This window comes from Mycolicibacterium fluoranthenivorans (assembly GCF_011758805.1).
GTDB lineage: Bacteria > Actinomycetota > Actinomycetes > Mycobacteriales > Mycobacteriaceae > Mycobacterium > Mycobacterium fluoranthenivorans.
Genome location: NZ_JAANOW010000004.1, coordinates 321,005 through 340,957 on the forward strand (window position 1 = coordinate 321,005; position 19,953 = coordinate 340,957).

At 67.9% G+C, this 19,953-nt stretch carries 20 protein-coding genes; 6 read left to right on the top strand and 14 right to left on the bottom strand.

The window, feature by feature from the left end:
- Positions 1–49 precede the first annotated feature (49 nt).
- Positions 50–1,111, top strand: a complete 1,062-nt coding sequence (gene glpX, locus FHU31_RS28060; protein WP_167164188.1) for a class II fructose-bisphosphatase — start codon at positions 50–52, stop codon at positions 1,109–1,111.
- A gap of 39 nt (positions 1,112–1,150) precedes the next feature.
- Positions 1,151–2,584, top strand: a complete 1,434-nt coding sequence (locus FHU31_RS28065) for a class II fumarate hydratase (RefSeq protein WP_167164190.1) — start codon at positions 1,151–1,153, stop codon at positions 2,582–2,584.
- A 42-nt stretch (positions 2,585–2,626) separates the two neighbouring features.
- Here the strand turns inward: FHU31_RS28065 and FHU31_RS28070 are convergent, their stop codons facing one another.
- The 7 genes from FHU31_RS28070 to FHU31_RS28100 all read right to left on the bottom strand — a co-directional run bounded on the left by FHU31_RS28070 (position 2,627) and on the right by FHU31_RS28100 (position 10,616).
- Positions 2,627–3,841 carry a cation:proton antiporter domain-containing protein gene (locus FHU31_RS28070; RefSeq protein WP_167164193.1) on the bottom strand — a complete coding sequence of 405 codons (1,215 nt, stop codon included), beginning with the start codon at positions 3,839–3,841 and terminating at the stop codon, positions 2,627–2,629.
- 130 nt (positions 3,842–3,971) lie between these two features.
- On the bottom strand, positions 3,972–4,424 hold the full coding sequence (locus FHU31_RS28075; protein ID WP_167164195.1) for a PRC-barrel domain containing protein: 453 nt from the start codon (positions 4,422–4,424) through the stop codon (positions 3,972–3,974).
- A gap of 88 nt (positions 4,425–4,512) precedes the next feature.
- Positions 4,513–5,376 (bottom strand): polysaccharide deacetylase family protein, encoded by an 864-nt coding sequence (locus FHU31_RS28080; protein ID WP_167164197.1) that lies wholly within the window; start codon positions 5,374–5,376, stop codon positions 4,513–4,515.
- 77 nt (positions 5,377–5,453) lie between these two features.
- Positions 5,454–6,767 carry an RNA 5'-3' helicase PhoH2 gene (locus tag FHU31_RS28085; protein WP_167164199.1) on the bottom strand — a complete coding sequence of 438 codons (1,314 nt, stop codon included), beginning with the start codon at positions 6,765–6,767 and terminating at the stop codon, positions 5,454–5,456.
- Between the two features lie 199 nt (positions 6,768–6,966).
- On the bottom strand, positions 6,967–7,800 hold the full coding sequence (locus tag FHU31_RS28090) for an acyl-ACP desaturase (RefSeq protein ID WP_167164201.1): 834 nt from the start codon (positions 7,798–7,800) through the stop codon (positions 6,967–6,969).
- Between the two features lie 65 nt (positions 7,801–7,865).
- On the bottom strand, positions 7,866–9,320 hold the full coding sequence (locus tag FHU31_RS28095; RefSeq protein ID WP_167164203.1) for a glycine hydroxymethyltransferase: 1,455 nt from the start codon (positions 9,318–9,320) through the stop codon (positions 7,866–7,868).
- A gap of 54 nt (positions 9,321–9,374) precedes the next feature.
- The gene (locus tag FHU31_RS28100) at positions 9,375–10,616 is read right to left on the bottom strand and encodes a DUF885 domain-containing protein (RefSeq protein WP_167164205.1); all 1,242 of its coding nucleotides are present in this window, start codon (positions 10,614–10,616) and stop codon (positions 9,375–9,377) included.
- A 30-nt stretch (positions 10,617–10,646) separates the two neighbouring features.
- Between FHU31_RS28100 and coaA the strand changes: the two genes are divergently transcribed.
- Positions 10,647–11,579 (top strand): type I pantothenate kinase, encoded by a 933-nt coding sequence (gene coaA / locus FHU31_RS28105; protein WP_167164207.1) that lies wholly within the window; start codon positions 10,647–10,649, stop codon positions 11,577–11,579.
- 12 nt (positions 11,580–11,591) lie between these two features.
- Here coaA and FHU31_RS28110 read toward each other — a convergent pair whose 3' ends face one another.
- From FHU31_RS28110 to FHU31_RS28120, 3 genes are all read right to left on the bottom strand, one after another.
- Positions 11,592–11,993 carry a hypothetical protein gene (locus FHU31_RS28110; RefSeq protein ID WP_167164209.1) on the bottom strand — a complete coding sequence of 134 codons (402 nt, stop codon included), beginning with the start codon at positions 11,991–11,993 and terminating at the stop codon, positions 11,592–11,594.
- A gap of 193 nt (positions 11,994–12,186) precedes the next feature.
- The gene (locus tag FHU31_RS28115) at positions 12,187–13,560 is read right to left on the bottom strand and encodes a hypothetical protein (protein ID WP_167164211.1); all 1,374 of its coding nucleotides are present in this window, start codon (positions 13,558–13,560) and stop codon (positions 12,187–12,189) included.
- Between the two features lie 5 nt (positions 13,561–13,565).
- Positions 13,566–14,369 (bottom strand): (2Z,6E)-farnesyl diphosphate synthase, encoded by an 804-nt coding sequence (locus tag FHU31_RS28120; protein WP_167164213.1) that lies wholly within the window; start codon positions 14,367–14,369, stop codon positions 13,566–13,568.
- A 74-nt stretch (positions 14,370–14,443) separates the two neighbouring features.
- Here FHU31_RS28120 and trhA point away from each other — a divergent pair, with 74 nt between their 5' ends.
- Complete coding sequence (gene trhA, locus FHU31_RS28125; RefSeq protein WP_167164215.1) at positions 14,444–15,196, top strand: PAQR family membrane homeostasis protein TrhA; 753 nt, start codon at positions 14,444–14,446, stop codon at positions 15,194–15,196.
- On the opposite strand, the gene FHU31_RS28130 is transcribed toward trhA, so the two are convergent.
- From FHU31_RS28130 to mca, 4 genes are read right to left on the bottom strand one after another with little or no spacing between them, the layout of a single operon-like run.
- Complete coding sequence (locus FHU31_RS28130; RefSeq protein ID WP_090362782.1) at positions 15,193–15,567, bottom strand: nuclear transport factor 2 family protein; 375 nt, start codon at positions 15,565–15,567, stop codon at positions 15,193–15,195. The two genes, trhA and FHU31_RS28130, sit on opposite strands and share 4 nt — an antisense overlap.
- Positions 15,568–15,577: 10 nt before the next feature.
- The gene (locus FHU31_RS28135) at positions 15,578–17,572 is read right to left on the bottom strand and encodes a thioredoxin domain-containing protein (RefSeq protein WP_167164217.1); all 1,995 of its coding nucleotides are present in this window, start codon (positions 17,570–17,572) and stop codon (positions 15,578–15,580) included.
- Positions 17,556–17,813: a hypothetical protein gene (locus FHU31_RS28140; protein ID WP_090362646.1), complete on the bottom strand. Its 258-nt coding sequence runs from the start codon at positions 17,811–17,813 to the stop codon at positions 17,556–17,558. Before FHU31_RS28140 ends, FHU31_RS28135 begins: the two co-directional genes overlap by 17 nt.
- A complete protein-coding gene (gene mca, locus FHU31_RS28145; RefSeq protein ID WP_167164219.1) occupies positions 17,810–18,676 on the bottom strand; it encodes a mycothiol conjugate amidase Mca in 867 nt (288 codons plus the stop codon). The genes FHU31_RS28140 and mca overlap by 4 nt, the downstream gene beginning before the upstream one ends.
- A 112-nt stretch (positions 18,677–18,788) precedes the next feature.
- On the opposite strand from mca, the gene FHU31_RS28150 reads away from it, so the two are divergent.
- A complete protein-coding gene (locus FHU31_RS28150; protein ID WP_090362639.1) occupies positions 18,789–19,214 on the top strand; it encodes a DUF4307 domain-containing protein in 426 nt (141 codons plus the stop codon).
- Between the two features lie 223 nt (positions 19,215–19,437).
- A complete protein-coding gene (greA, locus tag FHU31_RS28155; protein WP_090362636.1) occupies positions 19,438–19,932 on the top strand; it encodes a transcription elongation factor GreA in 495 nt (164 codons plus the stop codon).
- Positions 19,933–19,953 lie beyond the last annotated feature (21 nt).

Below are 19,953 nucleotides of genomic sequence, written 5' to 3' on the forward strand. Positions count from 1 at the left end.
CAGTATCCCAGTTCCCAAACTGGGAGCCGCTAATGGGACAATCTGCCCCATGACATCCGACGACGGTCTTCGCGTAAGCGGCTCATCCCGATCACGCCGGGAAGCCCCCGACCGTAACCTCGCACTGGAACTGGTCCGTGTCACCGAAGCCGGGGCGATGGCCGCCGGCCGCTGGGTCGGGCGTGGCGACAAAGAAGGTGGCGACGGCGCCGCCGTCGACGCGATGCGCGAACTGGTGAACTCCGTCTCGATGCGGGGTGTGGTGGTGATCGGCGAGGGCGAGAAGGACAACGCCCCGATGCTCTACAACGGCGAAGAGGTCGGCAACGGCGACGGTCCGGAGTGCGATTTCGCCGTCGACCCGGTGGATGGCACCACGCTGATGAGCAAGGGCATGCCGAATGCCATCTCGGTGCTCGCGGTGGCCGAGCGGGGCGCCATGTTCGACCCGTCCGCGGTGTTCTACATGCACAAGATCGCCGTCGGCCCGGACGCCGCCGACGTCATCGACATCACCGCCCCCATCGCGGAGAACATCAAACGCGTCGCCAAGGTGAAGAAGTCCAGCGTCGCCGACCTGACCGTCTGCATCCTGGACCGGCCGCGGCACACACAGCTGATGGCCGACGTACGTGCGGCGGGCGCCCGGATCCGGCTGATCTCCGACGGTGACGTCGCCGGCGCCATCGCCGCCTGCCGCCCCGGGTCGGGTACCGATCTGCTGGTCGGCATCGGCGGCACCCCCGAGGGCATCATCGCCGCCGCGGCCATCCGCTGTATGGGCGGCGCGATCCAGGCCCGGCTGGCCCCCACCGACGACGACGAGCGCCAGAAGGCGATCGACCGGGGCTACGACCTGGACCGGGTGCTGCACACCGAGGATCTGGTCTCCGGCGAGAACGTGTTCTTCTCGGCCACCGGCGTCACCGACGGTGACCTGCTCAAGGGCGTTCAGTACTCCGGCGGCGGCGCGACCACACAGTCCATCGTGATGCGGTCGAAGTCCGGCACGGTCCGGATGATCGAGGCGTACCACCGCCTGTCCAAGCTCAACGAATACTCCGCGGTGGACTTCACCGGGGACCTGTCCGCAGCACATCCCCTTCCTTGACGCTCCCCTGACCCCTCCTTCATCGAGAAAAGGACACAGATGACCGACAGCGTTGTCGATAAGAAAGCCGGCGAGCCCGAGTACCGCATCGAGCACGACACCATGGGCGAGGTCCGCGTGCCGATCAATGCCCTGTGGCGGGCCCAGACCCAGCGAGCAGTGGAGAACTTCCCGATCTCCTTCCGTGGTCTGGAGCGCACGCAGATCCGCGCCCTGGGTCTGCTGAAAGGCGCCTGCGCGCAGGTGAACAAGGACCTGGGCCTGCTGGCGCCGGAGAAGGCCGACGCGATCATCGCCGCAGCCGGTGAGATCGCCGACGGCCTGCACGACGACCAGTTCCCCATCGACGTGTTCCAGACCGGTTCGGGCACCAGTTCCAACATGAACGCCAACGAGGTCATCGCATCCATCGCGGCCGGCTTCAACCCCCCGGTGACGGTGCACCCCAACGACGACGTGAACATGTCGCAGAGCTCCAACGACACCTTCCCCACCGCCACGCATATCGCGGCCACCGAAGCTGCTGTGCGCCACCTGATCCCGGCGCTGGAGATCCTGCACGAGTCGCTCGCGGTGAAGGCCAAGCAGTGGCGCACCGTGGTGAAGTCCGGCCGCACCCACCTGATGGATGCGGTGCCGGTCACCCTGGGCCAGGAGTTCGGCGGCTACGCCCGCCAGATCGAGGCCGGCATCGAGCGGGTCAAGGCGACACTGCCCCGCCTGGGTGAGCTGGCCATCGGTGGTACCGCCGTCGGCACGGGCCTCAACGCCCCCGACGGTTTCGGCGCCAAGGTCGTCGAGGTGCTGGTGGCCCAGACCGGTATCGCCGAACTGCGCACCGCCAAGGACTCTTTCGAAGCCCAGGCCGCGCGCGACGGACTGGTCGAGGCGTCCGGCGCGCTCAAGACCATCGCGGCGTCGCTGACCAAGATCGCCAACGATGTGCGCTGGATGGGCTCTGGCCCGCTGACCGGGCTGGGCGAGATCCAGCTGCCGGATCTGCAGCCGGGCAGCTCCATCATGCCGGGCAAGGTGAATCCGGTTCTGCCCGAGGCGGTTACCCAGGTGGCCGCGCAGGTCATCGGTAACGATGCGGCCGTCACGGTGGGCGGCCTGTCCGGCGCCTTCGAGCTGAACGTCTACATCCCGATGATGGCGCGCAACGTGCTGGAGTCGTTCACCCTGCTGTCCAACGTGTCGAAGCTGTTCGCCACCAAGTGCATTGACGGCCTGGTGGCCAACGAGGCGCACCTGCGCGAGCTCGCGGAGTCGTCGCCGTCCATCGTGACGCCGCTGAACTCCGCGATCGGTTACGAAGAAGCGGCCAAGGTCGCCAAGGAAGCCCTGAAAGAACGCAAGACGATTCGCCAGACGGTGATCGACCGCGGCCTGATCGGCGACAAGCTCTCCGAGGCCGAACTGGACAGGCGCCTCGACGTGTTGGCCATGGCGAAGGTCAAGCCAGGCGAGTGACGGATCGTCGCCCCGGCCGGCGTCACCGCCAGGGCCCCGGGCTCACGGCTGAGCGGCACCCGCCGCCAGCCGGTCGGGCGCGACGAATCGGATACCCGGCCAGGCCGTCAGGCTGTGCAGCAGCAGGCTCAGCGTCACGGTGATCACCACCGCTTCGGTGATGACCGAGGTGTTCTGGATGGTGCCGTGGCCCAGCACCAGCAGGCCGAGTACCAGCGTGCCGATCCCGCGCGGACCGAACCAGCCGATGAACCAACGGCTGCGCATCGGCACATCGGTGCCGAGCAGGGCCAGCTGGACCGCGACCGGCCGCACCAGCACCAGCACGGCCACACAGAACAGCACGGTGCGCCAATCGATCTCGCGCCAGCCGGTGAATATCGCGTAGCCGCCGAAGATGGCGAACACGACGAGCTCGAGCACTTGACCGGCGGCATTGGATACCTGGGTGGGCACCGAGGTGTCCGCATGGCGAGCGATTGCGGCGAAGCCCAGCCCGCCCACGAAGGCCGCGACGAATCCACTGGCGTGGATTCGTTCCGCCAATCCGAAGCACACCAGCGCCAACGCCAGCGTGGCCAATTGCGCCCAGGTGTCGTTCATCCAGCCCCGGCGCCATGACGCGGCGACCACCACGCCGCCGACCAGTCCGATGACCGCACCCACCAACACCGCGAACAACTCGGTGTGCACCAGGATCCAGCCCCAGCGTCCGATATCGCCGTCGGAGTGCTCCGATGCCAGCGCCAGCGCGGCCAGTGCCGCCGCGAGCGCGAACCCGTCATAGCAGCCGCTCTCCACCGACAGTGCGTGCCGTACCCGCTCGGGAATGCGATGGTCCTCCAGGAGGGCGTCGATCAGCGCGACCTCCGTCGGCGCCACGACGGCCGCCAGACACACCGCCTCCCACAGCGGCAGCACGGGCAGCAGCACGAGCGCGGTCGCCGTGCCCAGTAGCAGTGCCAGGGGGATGCCGACCACCAGCAGCCGGAAGGTGGCATGGCCGCGGCGCACCGCCCGCACCAGATCGAGCGACGCCGCCTGGTTGAACAGGATGACGGTCAGGGCCAGCTGAGCCAGCGTCGTGAAGGTGTGGCTGTCATCCGCGGCGACCACGTCGAGTCCGAACGGCCCGAGCACCATTCCCATGATCACGAACACCAGCGCCGGCGCCAGGTACCACTTGTTGACCAGACCGGAGATGACGGCGTAGATCAACACCAGCACGGTGAGGGCGAGCGCGGTGCCGGTGTGCATACCGCGGAATACTAGGGGTACCAGGGCGAGCGAAGCGACGGGGAATCAAAACCCGGGGCGAGCGAAGCGACGGGGAATCAAAACCCGGGCGAGCGAAGCGACGGGGACGCCAAAGACCCCCCTGGGCGCGCTACTCCTTCGGCGGTGTGTCGTGGACGCCGTGGGCGGCGGTGTTGATGGCGGTGCCGCCGATCCCGGCCGCGGCCGTCGCGATGTCGATACCCGCACTGTGCCGGCCCGTCGACCGTTCCGGCGGCGCCGGCGCGGGCGGCGGTGCCGCGGGCAAACGGTAGTGCCGAGCCAGCTCGTGTTCCTCTTCGGAGGTGATGCCCTCACGCGCGCGCGGATTGGGCGCCTGCTTGACGCTGTCCTTGTCGACGGCCACCGTCACGGCGTTGCGGTCACAATGCGCGCCGGCGAGCGGGACGAAGGACGACGAAAGCCCGAACAGTCCGCGATTGACCGTCACCCACTTCGGTTGGTGGGTGTACGCGTCGACGAATATCTGGCCGATCTTGCCGATCCGGTGGCCGGTCACGTCGTACGCGGTCGCGCCGACGAAACGCTGCACGGGGCTGGCCATGTTGTTCTCCTCCGGTGTGGGGATTCACGCTCTCCACGACTCGGGTAGCCGCCTTGCCCAGGTGGCTAAACATCACCGGCTCAGGCCGTCAGGCTCCGTTGTTGGGACCGCCGGAGTTCGCCCCGGGGATATCGGTGATCGGGAAGTTCGGCATCGGCGGCGGTGACGGCGTCGGGGGCAACGCGGGTATCTCGGCCGGCGGGATATCGGTGAGATCGTTTGCAGGGGCCCCGTTTTCTCGACTGCCGTAGCTGGTTCCCGGCTGCCGTTCCCCGAGCATGTGAGTGACCGTGACCAGGTGATAGCCGTTGGCCTTGAGCACCGGGATGAACTGGTACACCAGATCGACTGTGGAGGAATAGGTGTCGTGGAACAGGACCACCGAATTGGGTTTGATCTGCGTCATCAGCATGTAGCGGGTGGCCGCGGTGTTGGCGTCGTTGAACCAGTCGAACGGGATGACATCCCAATTGATGTCGGCCAGCCCTTGTTTGGCCGCCTCGGCCAGCACCGCGTCGTTGATCAGGCCGCCGGCGGTGCGCAGCAGTTTGGGCCGCTGCCCCGTCGCCGCCTCGATGGCGGCGCTGGCCTTGCTGAGCTGGGTGGGAATCGCCTGCGGCGGGATGGCCGTCATATTGGGGTGTTCCCACGTGTGACTGCCGATCTCCATACCCGCCTCGGCGATGCGCTTGGCGCCGGCGGGGTTGGCCGCGACCTTGTTGCCGATCAGGAAGAATGTCGCCTTGGAATCGGTGTCCTGCAGGATCTTGAGCAACCTGTCGGTGTAGGGACCGGGCCCGTCGTCGAACGTCAGCGCGACGCACTTGACCTCTGCACAGTTCACCGCGTCGGGATCGTCGCGGCGGATGTGACCGGACAGGCTGCCGACGATCAGGATCGCGACGGCCGCCACGACCCCGAGGACGGTCCACAGCCAGGCATGTCGTGACACCCAAGCAGCCTACCGGCTGGCGATTTCGGCGCGCTCACGCTCGCTGAGCGCACGCGAGCGCGCCGAAATCACTCAGGTCAGGGCAGCGCCTCGGGGCTGATCTCCTCCAGCATCTCGGTGACCAACGCAGCAATCGGGGACCGCTCGCTGCGCATCAGGGTGATGTGCGCGAACAGCGGGTGACCCTTGAGCTTCTCGATCACCGCGGCCACACCGTCATGCCGGCCGACCCGCAGGTTGTCGCGCTGGGCGACGTCGTGGGTGAGCACCACCCGCGAACCCGCCCCCAACCGGGACAGCACCGTGAGCAGCACGTTGCGCTCCAGCGACTGCGCCTCGTCGACGATGACGAACGAATCGTGCAGCGAGCGGCCACGAATGTGGGTGAGCGGCAACACTTCCAGCATTCCGCGGCTGAGCACCTCTTCGAGCACCGCGGGGCTGGCCAATCCTTCCAGGGTGTCGAAGACGGCCTGGGCCCATGGCCCCATCTTCTCGCTCTCGCTGCCCGGGAGATAGCCCAGGTCCTGGCCGCCGACGGCGTAGAGCGGACGGAAGACCACGACCTTGCGCTGGGTGCGGCGCTCGAGCACCGCTTCCAGGCCCGCGCACAGCGCCAGCGCCGACTTACCGGTACCCGCCTTGCCGCCCAGGGACACGATTCCCACCGACTCATCCAGCAGCAGATCGAGGGCGACGCGTTGTTCGGCTGACCTTCCCCGGAGGCCGAACACTTCGCGGTCACCGCGCACCAGCTGCACGCGCTTGTCGGCGTTCACCCGTCCCAGCGCCGACGAACTGCCACCCAGCAGCCGAATGCCGGTGTGGCACGGCAGATCCCGTGCCGCTGCCAGATCCAGCTCACCCTCGGCGAACAGCGTGTCGATCTCCTCGGCGGCCACGTCCAGCTCGGACATACCGGTCCAGCCGGAGGTGATGACATCCTGGGCGTGGTACTCGTCTGCGGTCAGGCCCACCGCGCCGGCCTTGACCCGCAGCGGGATGTCCTTGCTCACCAGGGTGACGTTCTTGCCCTCGGCGGCCAGGTTGGCCGCACAGGTCAGGATGCGCGCGTCGTTGGTGTCGGTGCGGAAACCGACCGGAAGCACCGTCGGATCGCTGTGATTGAGCTCGATGTGCAGACGCCCACCGTGGGTACCCACCGGGATCGGCTGATCCAGCCGGCCATGTTCCAGGCGTAGGTCGTCGAACAAGCGCAAGGCTTGTCGGGCGAACCAACCGAGTTCATGGTGGTGCCGTTTGCCTTCCAATTCACTGATGACCACGAGCGGGACCACTACTTCGTGCTCGGCGAACCGTGTGCACGCCCAAGGATCGGACAGCAACACGGAAGTGTCGAGCACGTAGGTCCGGATCTGAGAATCAGTCACGAGGCGCTCCTAAGCCCGCGCGGCCCCGCGAAGGCAGTTCGGCGGGCGCTGCGGTACCTGGACCGGGGCCGGTCCCGTTCTTGTCGAAACGATCGGTACCGCCCGGACAGCAAAGCAAGTTGCTAGCCATCCCTTGCGACGCTACTCCCGGTCCGCACGGTGCGCGCGGCAGGCGCGCCGGGTCAACCGGCACAACAGGTTACGCGTGCGTGAACTCTCGTAACTCTGGTTCTTCGGCCAGTCCCCACGCGGCGATCCGATCAGCGACGACGGCCGCCAGCGCGGCCTGGTCGAAGATGCCCGCCGACGCCACCGAGGCCACCTTGTCGGCATAGGCGTCGATATCGCTACCGACCAGACCGAGTTCGGCCGCTCGGGACACGACGGCCGCCACGGTCTCCGCGCGTGCGGTGGTCGCCACATGGGCGACCAGGTTGGAGAAGAACACCGCGTGCCGCTCTTCGTCGGTCGCGATCTTGCCGACCAGGCCCTTGAGCGTGGGATCGGTGATCTGAGCTTCCAGGTTGCGGCAGAACACCGCGTTCGACTGCTCGAAGAACGCGATATTCACCAGCGTCTCGATCTGGGTCAGCTTGTCGGCGCGGTAACCCTTCATCACGTGTTCGACGCGGACGTCCTCATTGGCCGCCGGGTCGACCTCACGGGTGACGACGAGGTAGTTGCGCAGCGCGATCGCGTGCAGGTGCTCCTCGGCCGTCCAGCGACCGATCCAGCGGCCCCACTTCTGGTCCAGGATGAAGTGCTCGACGATTTCGCGGTGGTGCGCGGCGAGGTTGTCCTTGGTGATGAGCAGGATCTCAAGGGCATCCGTGACCGGCTTGGGCAGCGTCACGTCGGACGGGTCCCAGTCCTTGCCGCCGAGGAAGGCGAAGTTCTCGCCCTGGTCGAACGGCACGTAGTCGTGTCCGTACCAGGGCTCCTCGGTCGCCAGATGGCGAGTGAGGTTCTCCGCGACGACAGGCTCCAGCTCGAGGGTCAGCGTATTAGCAACCGGAGGCGTTTTCTGTGCCATGAGATAACTGTAACCCTCATACACATGTTTCTCGAAATTGTCCGCTGCGTGTCGCTCTCCGAGGCTCAGAGCGTCAGGCCCGGGTAGAGCGGGTTGGCGGCCAGCAGCTCGGCTGAGGCGGCCTTCACCCGGTCGGCGGTGCCCTCGGCGAGCTTGTACTTGGCTTTGGAGGTGCCTTCGACGGCGGTGTTCTTCAACACCTCGACCACCAGCTCGGCGACCCGATCGAAGTCCTCGCCGCCGAAGCCGCGGGTGGTCAGTGCCGGAGTGCCGAACCGGATGCCGCTGGAGTACCAGGCGCCGTTCGGATCGTTCGGGATGGAGTTGCGGTTGGTGACGATGCCGGCGTCCAGCAGTGCGGACTCGGCCTGGCGGCCGGTCAGCCCGAACGAGGTGACGTCGAGCAGCACCAGATGGTTGTCGGTGCCGCCCGTCACCAGCCGTGCGCCGCGGGTGAGGAAACCGTCGGCCAGGGATTTGGCGTTGTCGGCGATGCGCTGCGCGTACTCGCGGAACGCCGGCTGACGGGCCTCGGCCAGCGCCACGGCCTTGGCCGCCATCACGTGGCTCAGCGGACCGCCGAGCACCATCGGGCAGCCCTTGTCGACAGCGGGGGCGTATTCCTCGGTGGCCAGCACCAGGCCGCCACGCGGGCCGCGCAGCGACTTGTGCGTGGTGGTGGTGGTGATGTGCGCGTGCGGCACCGGATCCTCGTCACCGGTGAACACCTTGCCCGCGACCAGGCCGGCGAAATGGGCCATGTCGACCATGAGGGTGGCGCCCACCTCGTCGGCGATCTCACGCATCTTGGCGAAGTTCACCCGGCGCGGGTACGCCGAATAGCCGGCCACCAGGATCAGCGGCTTGAACTCGCGGGCCGCGGCGGCGACGGCGGCGTAGTCGATCAGACCGGTCTCGGGATCGGTGCCGTAGCTGCGCTGGTGGAACATCTTGCCCGAGATGTTGGGCCGGAAGCCATGGGTCAGGTGCCCACCGGTGTCCAGCGACATGCCCAGCAGGCGCTGGTTGCCCAGCTTGTTGCGCAGCGTCTCCCAGTCCGCCTCGGACAGGTCGTTGACGTGCTTGGCGCCCAGCTCGGCCAGGGCGGGGGCCTCGATCCGGGTGGCCAGGATGGCCCAGAAGGCCACCAGGTTGGCGTCGATACCGGAGTGCGGCTGTGCGTAGGCGTAGGGGGCGCCGAACAGTTCACGGGCGTGTTCGGCGGCCAGCGCCTCGACGGTGTCGACGTTCTGGCAGGCGGCGTAGAAGCGGTGCCCGACGGTGCCCTCGGCGTACTTGTCGGAGAACCAGGTACCCATGGTCAGCAGCACGGCCGGGGAGGCGTAGTTCTCGCTGGCGATCAGCTTCAGCGAATCCCGTTGATCGGCGAGTTCTTTGCGGGTGGCGGCGGCGACCCGGGGCTCGACCTGCTCGATGACCTGCAAGGCGGCCCGGTAAGCCTCGCTGGCGGTGGCGGCGTAGTCGGCGCCCAGTGCGCTGACGGTCGAATCTGCAGTCATGAGCACCAGCCTATCGCCCCACCACGACGCGGTTTCACCGCGCCGAACCTGCCGCTAGGCGGCCCGCAGAGCGGACGGGATCAGCGGTTCGTCCAGCAGCCGGCCGAACCGCTCGGTGAGCGACACCTCGGCCGGGCGGGCGTCAAGCCAGCCGCGCAGCAGTCGGTATCCCTCGACGTAGGTGCTGGTGTAGGCGCGCCACAGCGGGGAGGACAGGAACTTCAGCATTTGGCGGGCCCGGGTCTCGGTGGTCAGCAGCCAGGTGGACAGGTAGGCCACCACCTCGTCGACGTCGCGGTGTTCGTCGTGCAGCATCAGCGCCGCGTCCTGGCGCACATCGGCCAGCGCCGCGGAGGCTTCGGCGATGGCGGCGGCTCGGTCCCCGTCGAAGCGCAACCCGAGGTCGGCATAGATCTCCGCCGCCCATGGACCCCAGCCCCGCCCATTTCCCGTCGCTCCGCTCGCCTCGTCGCCGACGACCGCGTACAGCGCCAGGTCGGCCAGGCCCTCGGCCATCAGGCACTGCGGGGTGTTGACCAGGAAGATGGTCTGCTCGGCCTGACCGTCGCGGGCCACCAGGCCGGCCTCCTTGCGGCAGTGCTCGGTGTGGTGGCCGGGATAGGACTCGTGGGCCACCAGCCGCGGCAGATTCGACATCTGCTGTTTGAGGTCGGCGTTGACGGCGACGGTCGACTTGTAGTCACCGAGGTAGTAGTTGAATCCCGACCAGGGCTTGTCGGTGACCACCTCGTAGGTGATGGTCTCGGCCTCGGGCAGCGGATAGGTGGCGCGCACCTTGTCCCGTAGCGCCGAGGAGAACGCGTGGATGGCCTCCTCCAGGCGTGCCGGCGGGATCTCCTCGCCGCTGCGGTAGGCGTGCATCCGTTCGGCCAGCGAGCCGGTGCCGCCGACCACCTCGTCGAGCCGGCGGTGCGCATCGCGGTACCGCTGCGGATCGCCCTTGACGATGTCGACGTCGAAGTACTCGCGCACCTCCTCGACGAAGCCCACCTGCTCGCCGGCGAACTTGCGTCCCGCGCAGGCCAGCGCCTTCAGATGTGCCGACAGATAGTCCGCGCGGGGACCGTCCAGGCCGCTTCCGGGCACCTGGGCGAGCAGTCGCTGGGCCTGTCGGGCCAGGTCGGCCGGATCGGGAGTGGCCTCATCGGCCACCTGGCGGCGCAGCTGCGGATCGCCGGTGAAGGAGTCCACATAGCCCTCCTCGACCCGGTCGAAGCGCAGACCGAGAAGGAGATACTCGCGAATCAGGGCCTCTGAATCCGTGCCGGCGTCCATGACGTCAACCGTAGATGCAAGACTGACCGCATGCCGCGGCCGAGTGAGCCGAGCCCATATGTGGAGTTCGACAGAGCCCAGTGGCGCGCGTTGCGTATGGCCACCCCCCTTGCGTTGTCCGAAGCGGAACTGCGCAGCCTGCGCGGCCTGGGTGAGCAGATCGACCTGCTTGAGGTGGAAGAGGTCTACCTGCCGCTGGCGCGGTTGATCCACCTGCAGGTCGCCGCGCATCAGTTGCTCTTCGCCGCCACCGCCGAATTCCTCGGCGAGCAGACACCGGAGAACCCGGTGCCGTTCGTCATCGGAGTGGCGGGCAGCGTCGCCGTCGGGAAATCCACCACCGCCCGCGTGCTCAAGGCACTACTGGCCCGGTGGGAGAACCATCCTCGGGTCGACCTGGTGACCACCGACGGCTTCCTGTACCCGAATGCAGAGCTCGCACGCCGGAACATGATGCATCGCAAGGGCTTTCCGGAGAGCTACGACCGCAGAGCGCTGATGCGCTTCGTCACCGCGGTCAAATCCGGGGCGGAGGTGGCCTGCGCCCCGGTGTATTCACACCTGCTGTACGACATCGTGCCCGGTGAAAAGCAGCTGATCCGCCAGCCCGACATCCTCATCCTGGAGGGCCTCAATGTGCTGCAGACCGGGCCGGCACTGATGGTCTCGGACCTGTTCGACTTCTCGCTGTACGTCGACGCCCGCATCGAGGATATCGAGCAGTGGTATGTCTCCCGGTTCCTGTCGATGCGGGCCGGCGCCTTCGCCGACCCGGCCTCACATTTCCACCACTACTCGACGCTGACCGACGAGCAGGCGGTGTTCGCGGCCCGCGATATCTGGCATTCGATCAACCGGCCCAACCTGATCGACAACATCCTGCCGACCCGGCCCCGGGCAACCCTGGTGCTGCGCAAGGACTCCGATCACTCGATCAACCGGCTGCGGCTGCGCAAGCTCTGAAACGGCGGGCGTTCAGATCCGGCGAAGGCCGGCGTACTGCACGCTGCCGATCACCGCGGTGTACAGCGCACCCCCGAACAGCAGGGCGTAACCCCAGGTGGTCAGCGGCCAGATGCCGGCCTCGGCCAGTCCCACGAAGCCGACCGTGAACAGCGCGTTGGCGGTGATGGTGGCGATCGCACCGGGGCGCACCCGATCCCGGCCCGCGAGCCAGTACACGACCACGCCGTAGCCGAGGAAGAACACCCCGAGGCCGTACTCGACGGCGACCGGGACCCCGGTCAGCGAGGACAGCCAGTCTGCGGCAGCGACGAACGGGATCCCGGCGATCCCGACGAGCACCGCGTCCAGGCGCATCGCGAAGCGGACCAACCCATCCCTGGCCCGGGTGGTGGGGGCGGTGAAAGTGGTCATCGAACATTCCTTCCCTGTTGGGGGGGGTGAGGAGAGACCGGTGCGGGGGCATCACGCCAACCTCTAGCGGGACGACCCCGCACCGGGTCGGAGGTTCGGCTCCTCTTCGTCGAGGGTGCTGAACACCACCAACGTTGCGAGAAATCCACTGCCAGGTCTGCCCCGGTCGCTGCCAGACACTGCCAAGCCCAGGTCAGCCCGTGTGCGCCACCTGCCCGCCGCGCAGGTCGGCCGCGATGACGCGGGCCGCGGCGTTCTGCCAGTTGTGCAGGGATCGCTGCGGCACCTCGGTGACCAGCCACTGCCAGGCCTGTCGGGCCACCGGGTCGAGTCCGGATGCGGTGGCGTTCTGGGCGTAGGCGCGCACGCCGGCGACGTACGGGAAGTACAGCGAGTTGTAGTGCCGCCATTGCTCGCTGGTGCCGAAGTCGCCGCCGTCGCGTGGTTTGAGCGCGGCGATTCGGTCGGCCAACAGCGCCCGGAGTTCGTTGGCCCGCTCCAGCGGCTGGTCGGGTGCGCCCCGAGAAGCGAGCCGGACATCGATGATGGGCAGCGCGGTGAGCGGACTGGCCACCAGTTTGGACAGGTCACCGTAGTGGCCCAGTGCGCGCCGGGTCAGGCGTGCGAACGCCTCGTCGTCGACCTGGTCCAGTGGGTGCGCCGAGCGCAGCGGCAGGGCGGACTCGGTGCGGCGCAACGCGGCACGGTCGGCCCGCAGTTGCGGGGAGCGCGAGAACGTGACCCGGTCCAGCAGTCCGGCCAGCGGATCGGCCAGCACGTTGATCGTGACGGCGATCGCAATGCTGGTGAACAGCAGTACCGTCAGCGCCGTCCGCGCCGACGGCCCCGCCACGGCGAGGCCGACCAGGGCCTGCGCCCCGAACACCAGGGCCACCACCGCCGTCGCCGTGAACGACCGCAGCATGTCGGCGCGCAGGGCCTGCCCCTCGTCGAAGGCGTCGGACAGGGCGACGGCCACCCCGAGTAGGGCCACGTCGAACCCGGTGGACGCCAACGCAAGCCAACTGGGCACCAGGCCGAGCGGGATGACCAGGATGGCGTTGCCGAGCGCGAAGAACAGGGTGGCCACGACGACGAAGCGCACCACCGGGACCGGCTGGACGGGCCGCAGCGTCGTGGAGGCCATCGCCCCCAGCGAGGACACCGACACCGCGGCGAACATCACCCAGTGGCCGGCGCGCAGCGGACCGTCGACGTTGCCCGCCATGGCGGCGCCGGTGAACGCCACCGCAGCCACCACCGCGACCGCCACGAACTCACGCGCCCGCCCGGGCGGGTTGTCCTGGGGGCGGGACAGTTCCAGCAACACCGCGAACCAGAAGATGCCGGGCAGCACGACGAGGTAGACCTCGACCTGACTCAGCAGATGCGTACTGCGCTCCGGCCCGCCGGCCGCCACCCGCACCGCGTCCAGTGCGACCACCGCGGCAAAACTCGTCAGCCCGGCCGCGGCCAGCGCCAGCACGGGCTTACGCGGATTCCGGGCGAGCAGATACAGGCCGAGCCACCAGCTGAGTGCGAAGACGACCGCCGACAGCCAGGTCATGGTGGTTACAGGCCGTGGCGCCGGTGGCGCCGGGTGTAATCGCGCAGCGCGCGCAGGAAGTCGACGCGACGGAAGGCCGGCCAGTGCGCCTCGGTGAACCACATCTCCGAATATGCGCTCTGCCACAACAGGAATCCGGAGAGACGTTGCTCACCCGAGGTGCGGATGACAAGGTCGGGATCGGGCTGCCCGGAGGTGTAGAGGTTCTCCGAGATCGCATCGACGGTGACCGCCTCGACGAGTTGTTCAGCGGTGGCCCCGTTGGCGAGTTCTTTGCTCAACAGGGCCCGCACGGCGTCGACGATCTCCTGCCGACCGCCGTAGCCGACGGCCACGTTGACGTGAAAGGAACCGGGACCGCTGGTGGCCGTTCTCGCCGTGCCGTCCACCGCCTCCCGGAGCCGGCGGGCGGGTTCCTCTCCGAGCAGTTCCAGGTCACCGACGGTCCGCACGCTCCAGTGATTGTCCGGGGCGCAGATCTCCTCGACGACATCGGTGATGATCTCGATGAGGGCCGACAACTCGTCCGGGTCGCGCCCGAGGTTCTCGGTGGACAGCAGGTAGACGGTGGTCAGTTCGATGCCCGCGGCCTGGCACCAGCGCAGCATCTCGGCGATCTTGGCCGCACCCTTGCGGTAGCCGTAGCTGACATCGTCGTAGCCGGCGTCACGTGCCCAGCGCCGGTTGCCGTCGCACAACACGGCGATATGGCGAGGGAGTTCGGATTTCGAGCGGATCAGCTCGTTGCGCAACCGCATCTCGTACAGCCGGTACGCCGGCTCCTTGAGACGCGGGGGAATGATCTCCACGAAAATCAGACTACTGTGGCAACCAGGCTCTCCCATGCCAGTCAGTGGAGGTGACCCAGTCAGTGGAGGTGACGATGACAACTCCGATCGACGCCGGCCGGCCGTACCGGTCGGCGGCAGCCACCACCCAATCCTCCGACGATCCCGGCGACCTGCCTGCCGCCGTCGTCGACGGAGTGGCCCAGTTCCTGGGCAAGCCGCGCGCCCGCGGCTGGATCCACGTCTACTCGGCGATCGTCGCGTTCATCGCGGGTGCGGCGTTGGTGTCGGTGTCGTGGTCGCTGCAGGGCACCCGCGCCGGCGTGTCGACCCTGATCTACACCTTCACCATCGTCGCGATGTTCACCGTCAGCGGCACCTACCATCGGGTCAACTGGACATCGCCGAACGCCCGCAAGTGGATGAAGCGTCTGGACCACTCGACGATCTTCGTGTTCATCGCGGGCAGTTACACGCCGTTCGCCCTGCTGGCCCTGCCCGATTCCAAGGGCATGGTGCTGTTCTGGATCGTGTGGAGCGGTGCCGCCGCCGGGGTGCTGCTCAAGATGTTCTGGCCGTCCGCGCCGGCCTGGGTCGGCGTCCCGCTGTACCTGTTGTTGGGCTGGGTGGCGGCATGGTTCATCGGCCCGATCATGGACGGCGCGGGTGTCGCGGCGGTGGTGCTGCTGATCGTCGGCGGCGCGCTGTACAGCATCGGCGGTGTGCTCTACGGACTGAAGTGGCCCAATCCGTGGCCGACGACCTTCGGTCACCACGAGTTCTTCCACGCCTGCACCGCGGTAGCGGCGATCTGCCACTACATCGCGATGTGGTTCGCAGTTTTCTAGTGGTTGGTGACGTTGTCCGGCCCCCAGTAGGCCTTCATCGACGTGATCTTGGCGTCCGCGTCGAACGTCATGACGCTGATGATCTCGATGCTCATCCCGACGCCGTTGCCGAAGTCCAGCGATAGCTGCCAGTAGAAAGCCGCCTCGTGACCGAGTGCGCGCAGGGTGTGGATCTCGGTCGTGCCCTTGACGTTCTCGATATTGGCGTAGAAGCCGCGGATGGCCTGCCGACCGATGTGCACCTCGCCGCCGACCGGGTCCTCCAACGTGGCATCGGAGGCATACAGCTCGACGACCTCGTCGGGTGCGCCCTTGGCGACCAGCTCGAGGTAACGGTGAACGGTGGCGGTGATCTGCTCGGGAGTGGGCATGCGCCGCACGCTACACGGCGCGACTCAGCGCCGCGGCGAGATCCTCCGCCGTCGTCACCGGTAGATCGCAGGTCCGGCCGCGGCACACATACGCGGCGTCGCGCCCGGCGATGCGGTCCCTGCCCGTCAGCAGTTCGGTACTGTCCGCCGGGCCGCCGACGACGATCGCCCCACCCGGTGCCAACCTCCTTGCCGCGGTGAGCAGTTCGGAGTGGTCCGGATCGCAGGCGACGGCGATCTGGAGGGGGCCGCGGACCGCCGCTTCGGCCACCGCCAGCCAGTGCCCACCGGAGCGCGCCGCCTTGCCCAGGATCGGGGTCGCCGCGGCCAGGGCGGCGCCCGCCGCCGTCGCGTAACGCTCCGCGCCGGTCAGGTGCGCGGCCAGTTGCAGCGCCTCGGCGATCAACGACGCCCCCGACGGGGTCGCCCCGTCGAATGGATCGGCCGGGCGCAGCACCAGGGTCTCGGCGTCATCGGCGGTGTCGAACCAGCGTCCATCGGCGTCGGCGTCGGCGTCGGCGTCGGCGTCGGCGAAGTGCGCGAGCGCGGTGTCGAGCAGTCCGGTCGCCTCGGGCAACCACGTGCCGGTGAGCTGATACAGCGTCAGCAGCGCGATGGCCAGCGCCGCGTAGTCCTCCAGAATTCCCGCGCTGCCACCGACCACCCCACCCATGCTGACCCGGCGCAGCCGACCGTCGACGAGATGCAGGTTCAGCAGCGTACGGGCGCAATGCGTTGCGGCATCGAGATATTCGGGCTCCCCCAGCGCCACCGAGGCCTCGGCGAGCGCGGTGACGGCCAGCCCGTTCCAGGCGGTGACGATCTTGGCGTCCCGCCCGGGCTGGACCCGCTGCGCGCGTGCGGCCAGCAGCATGTCCCGGACCCGCGCGAATCGGGCCGCGTCGTCGGGATCCACCGGCAGCTGCAACACCGACGTCCCGTGTTCGAACGACCCCGCCTCCGTCACGCCGAAAAGCGAAGCGGCCCAGGAGGCGTCGTCGGCACCGAGGACCTCCCGCAACTGCTCCGGCGACCACACGTAGGTCAGGCCTTCCACCCCGCCGGAATCCGCGTCCAGGGACGAGATGAACATGCCGCCGTCGCCGAGCTCCTCGATCAGAAACCGGGCGGTCTCGCCGGCGATTCTGCGCGCGAACGGGTTTCCGGTGCGCCGCGCCCAGTGTGCGTATACCCGCAGCAGCAACGCGTTGTCGTACAGCATCTTCTCGAAATGCGGTACCACCCAGGCATTGTCGATGCTGTAGCGGGCGAAGCCGCCGGCCAGCTGGTCGTAGATACCCCCGCGGGCCATGGCCTGGCAGGTCCGCTCCACCACCTCGAGGCCGGTTCCGGTCCGCTCGTCGTGTCGCAGCAGCGCTTCCAGCAGCGCCGACGGCGGGAACTTGGGCGCCCGCCCGAAACCGCCGTATGCGGGGTCCTCGTCGCGGAGCACGGCGGCCACCGCGTGGTCGCACAGCGCAGGCTCCAATGCGGAACCGCCGGACAGGGCAGTGGCCATCGCACGCAGTTCGCCCGCGATGGCCTCGGACGCCTGCTCCACCTCGGCCCGTCGCTCCCGCCAGGTCTCCTCGACCGCCGAGAGTAAGTGCAAGAAACCATCTTTGGGGTAATAGGTGCCGGCGAAAAAGGGCCGGCCGTCCGGGGTCAAGAAGCACGTCATCGGCCAGCCACCCTGCCCGGTCAGTGCGATGGTGGCATTCATGTAGACCGCGTCCAGATCGGGGCGTTCCTCGCGGTCGACCTTGATGCAGACGAACGCGGCGTTCGCCGCCGCGGCGACCTCGATATCCTCGAACGACTCGTGCGCCATCACGTGGCACCAGTGACAGGCCGCGTATCCGATGGAGAGCAGGATGGGGACATCCCGCGCGGCGGCCTCGGCCAGCGCCTCGGCGCTCCACTGCTGCCAGTGCACCGGGTTGTCGGCGTGCTGGCGCAGGTACGGGCTGGTGGCCCCGCCGAGCGTGTTACCCCTTGGCGTCATCCTTGAACTCACCCGTCGTGCCCTCGTCGATGGCCTGATCCGGCTCCGGGTGCTCCGGGTCGAACGACTCGGGCAGCTTCTTGAGGTGCCGATTCATCGACCACACCAGGGCGAAGGTGCCGATCAACAGGATGACGACCACGACAAGGCCCAGCGGACTGGCCTTACCGAAATCGGGCCCGGTATCGCGGGGCCCCTCCTCGGCGAGGAGGCCGGCGATCAGGATAAACGTATCGGTCATGTCTCGATTCCCGTGAACAAGTCTGTCTCGGGCAATTGCACCCGTACCCGCGAGCGCGCGAGTTCGAACTCCTCGGTCGGCCACAGCCGCTGCTGCCACTCGATGGGCGCGTGGAAGAAATCGCCGGTCGGGTCGATCTGGGTGGCGTGGGCTCGCAGCGCGTCATCACGCTGGGCGAAGTACTCCGAGCAGTGCACCCGGGTGGTGACCCGCCCCTCGAAGACGTCGAACTCGGGATCCCAGTGCTCCAGCCACTTGTCGAAGGGTCCGGTGCGGCCGTGCTTGACGAACTCGTCCTGCAGCATCTGCATGCGGCGGCGCAGGAAGCCGTGGTTGTAGTAGAGCTTGGACACGCTCCACGGCTCACCCGCGTCCGGGTAGCGCAGATGGTCGGCGGCGGCCTCGTAGGCGGCGACGCTGACCTCGTGGCAGCGAATGTGATCGGGGTGCGGATAGCCACCGTTCTCGTCGTAGGTGGTCAGCACGTGGGGCCGGAACTCCCGGATCACGCGCACCAGCCGTTCGACGGGTTCGACCAGCGGCACCGCGGCGAAGCAGCCGTCCGGCAGCGGCGGCAGGGGATCGCCCTCGGGCAACCCGGAGTCGACGAAGCCCAGCCAGTGGTGCTCGACGCCGAGGATCTCGGCGGCCTTGGCCATCTCGTCGCGGCGCACCTCGGCGATCCGGCCGTGCACCTCGGGCAGGTCCATGGCCGGATTGAGGATGTCCCCGCGTTCTCCGCCGGTCAGCGTCACCACCATGACGCGGACACCTTCAGCCGCATACCGTGCGGTGGTCGCCGCACCCTTGCTGGATTCATCGTCCGGGTGGGCGTGCACCGCCATCAATCGCAGTTCAGTCATCTCGTCTCATCTAACGGTTTTCTTTCCACAACCGCGGCCGCCGCCTCTTCATGCCCACAGTCCTATAGTTCCAGTCCTAGTAGAAGCAACCGACCGACGGGCAGCCAAAACCTTGACCATCGACCGTCCCGCCGCCCGGTATGGGCGTGAGCGATTGTCCCGCAGTACCCGCCGCCGGGTGGCCATCGGGTTGACCGCACTGATTGTGACGGCAGGGGTGGCCCTCGCGCTCGTCGCGTTCAACCGGCTGGGCGCCGGGGACGTCAAGGGCGAACTCGGCGGGTACAAGCTGATCGACAACCAGACGGTGTCGGTGACCATCACGGTGACCCGTGCCGATCCGGGGCGGCCGGTGGTGTGCATCGTGCGGGCGCGGTCCAAGGACGGCGGCGAGGTGGGCCGGCGTGAAATCCTGGTCCCGCCCTCGACCGAGACATCGGTGCAGGTCACCACCGAGGTGAAGACGACCAAGCCGCCCGCTGTCGGCGATATCTACGGCTGCGGCACCGATGTGCCCGCATATCTGCGAACCCCCTAGCCGTGCTCCCGCGGGACCGCTGCGGGCGTCGGCACAACCAACGCCGAACAGCCAAATCATGAAAATCCGCTGACCCGGCGGTGGTAGACTGGCCCGATACACGGTTCCGGCTGGAGCCGTGTATTGCTGCTTTAGTACGCGATCTGCGGCTGCGAATGTGGCATCACGCCACAGCACCCACGCGGCGCAGCGCAAGAACAAACAACGACAGGAGCGCGAGGATATGACCGATACCCAGGTCACCTGGCTGACCCAAGAAGCACATGACCGGCTGAAGGTGGAGCTGGACCAGTTGATCGCCAACCGGCCGGTCATCGCCGCCGAGATCAACGACCGTCGCGAAGAGGGCGACCTGCGCGAGAACGGCGGCTACCACGCCGCCCGCGAGCAGCAGGGCCAGGAAGAAGCGCGCATCCGGCAGCTGCAGGAACTCCTGAACAGCGCCAAGGTCGGCGAAGCTCCCAAGCAGTCCGGCGTCGCGCTGCCCGGTTCCGTGGTGAAGGTGCAGTACGGCGACGACAAGAGCGACACCGAGACCTTCCTGATCGCCACCCGTCAGGAGGGCGTCAGCGACGGCAAGCTGGAGGTCTACTCGCCGAAGTCACCGCTGGGTGAGGCGCTGCTCGACGCCAAGGTCGGCGATACCCGCAGCTACACGATTCCCAACGGCAACACCGTCACGGTGACCCTGCTCAGCGCGGAGCCGTATCACGCCTGAGGCTGCCGTCCTCGGCGACCG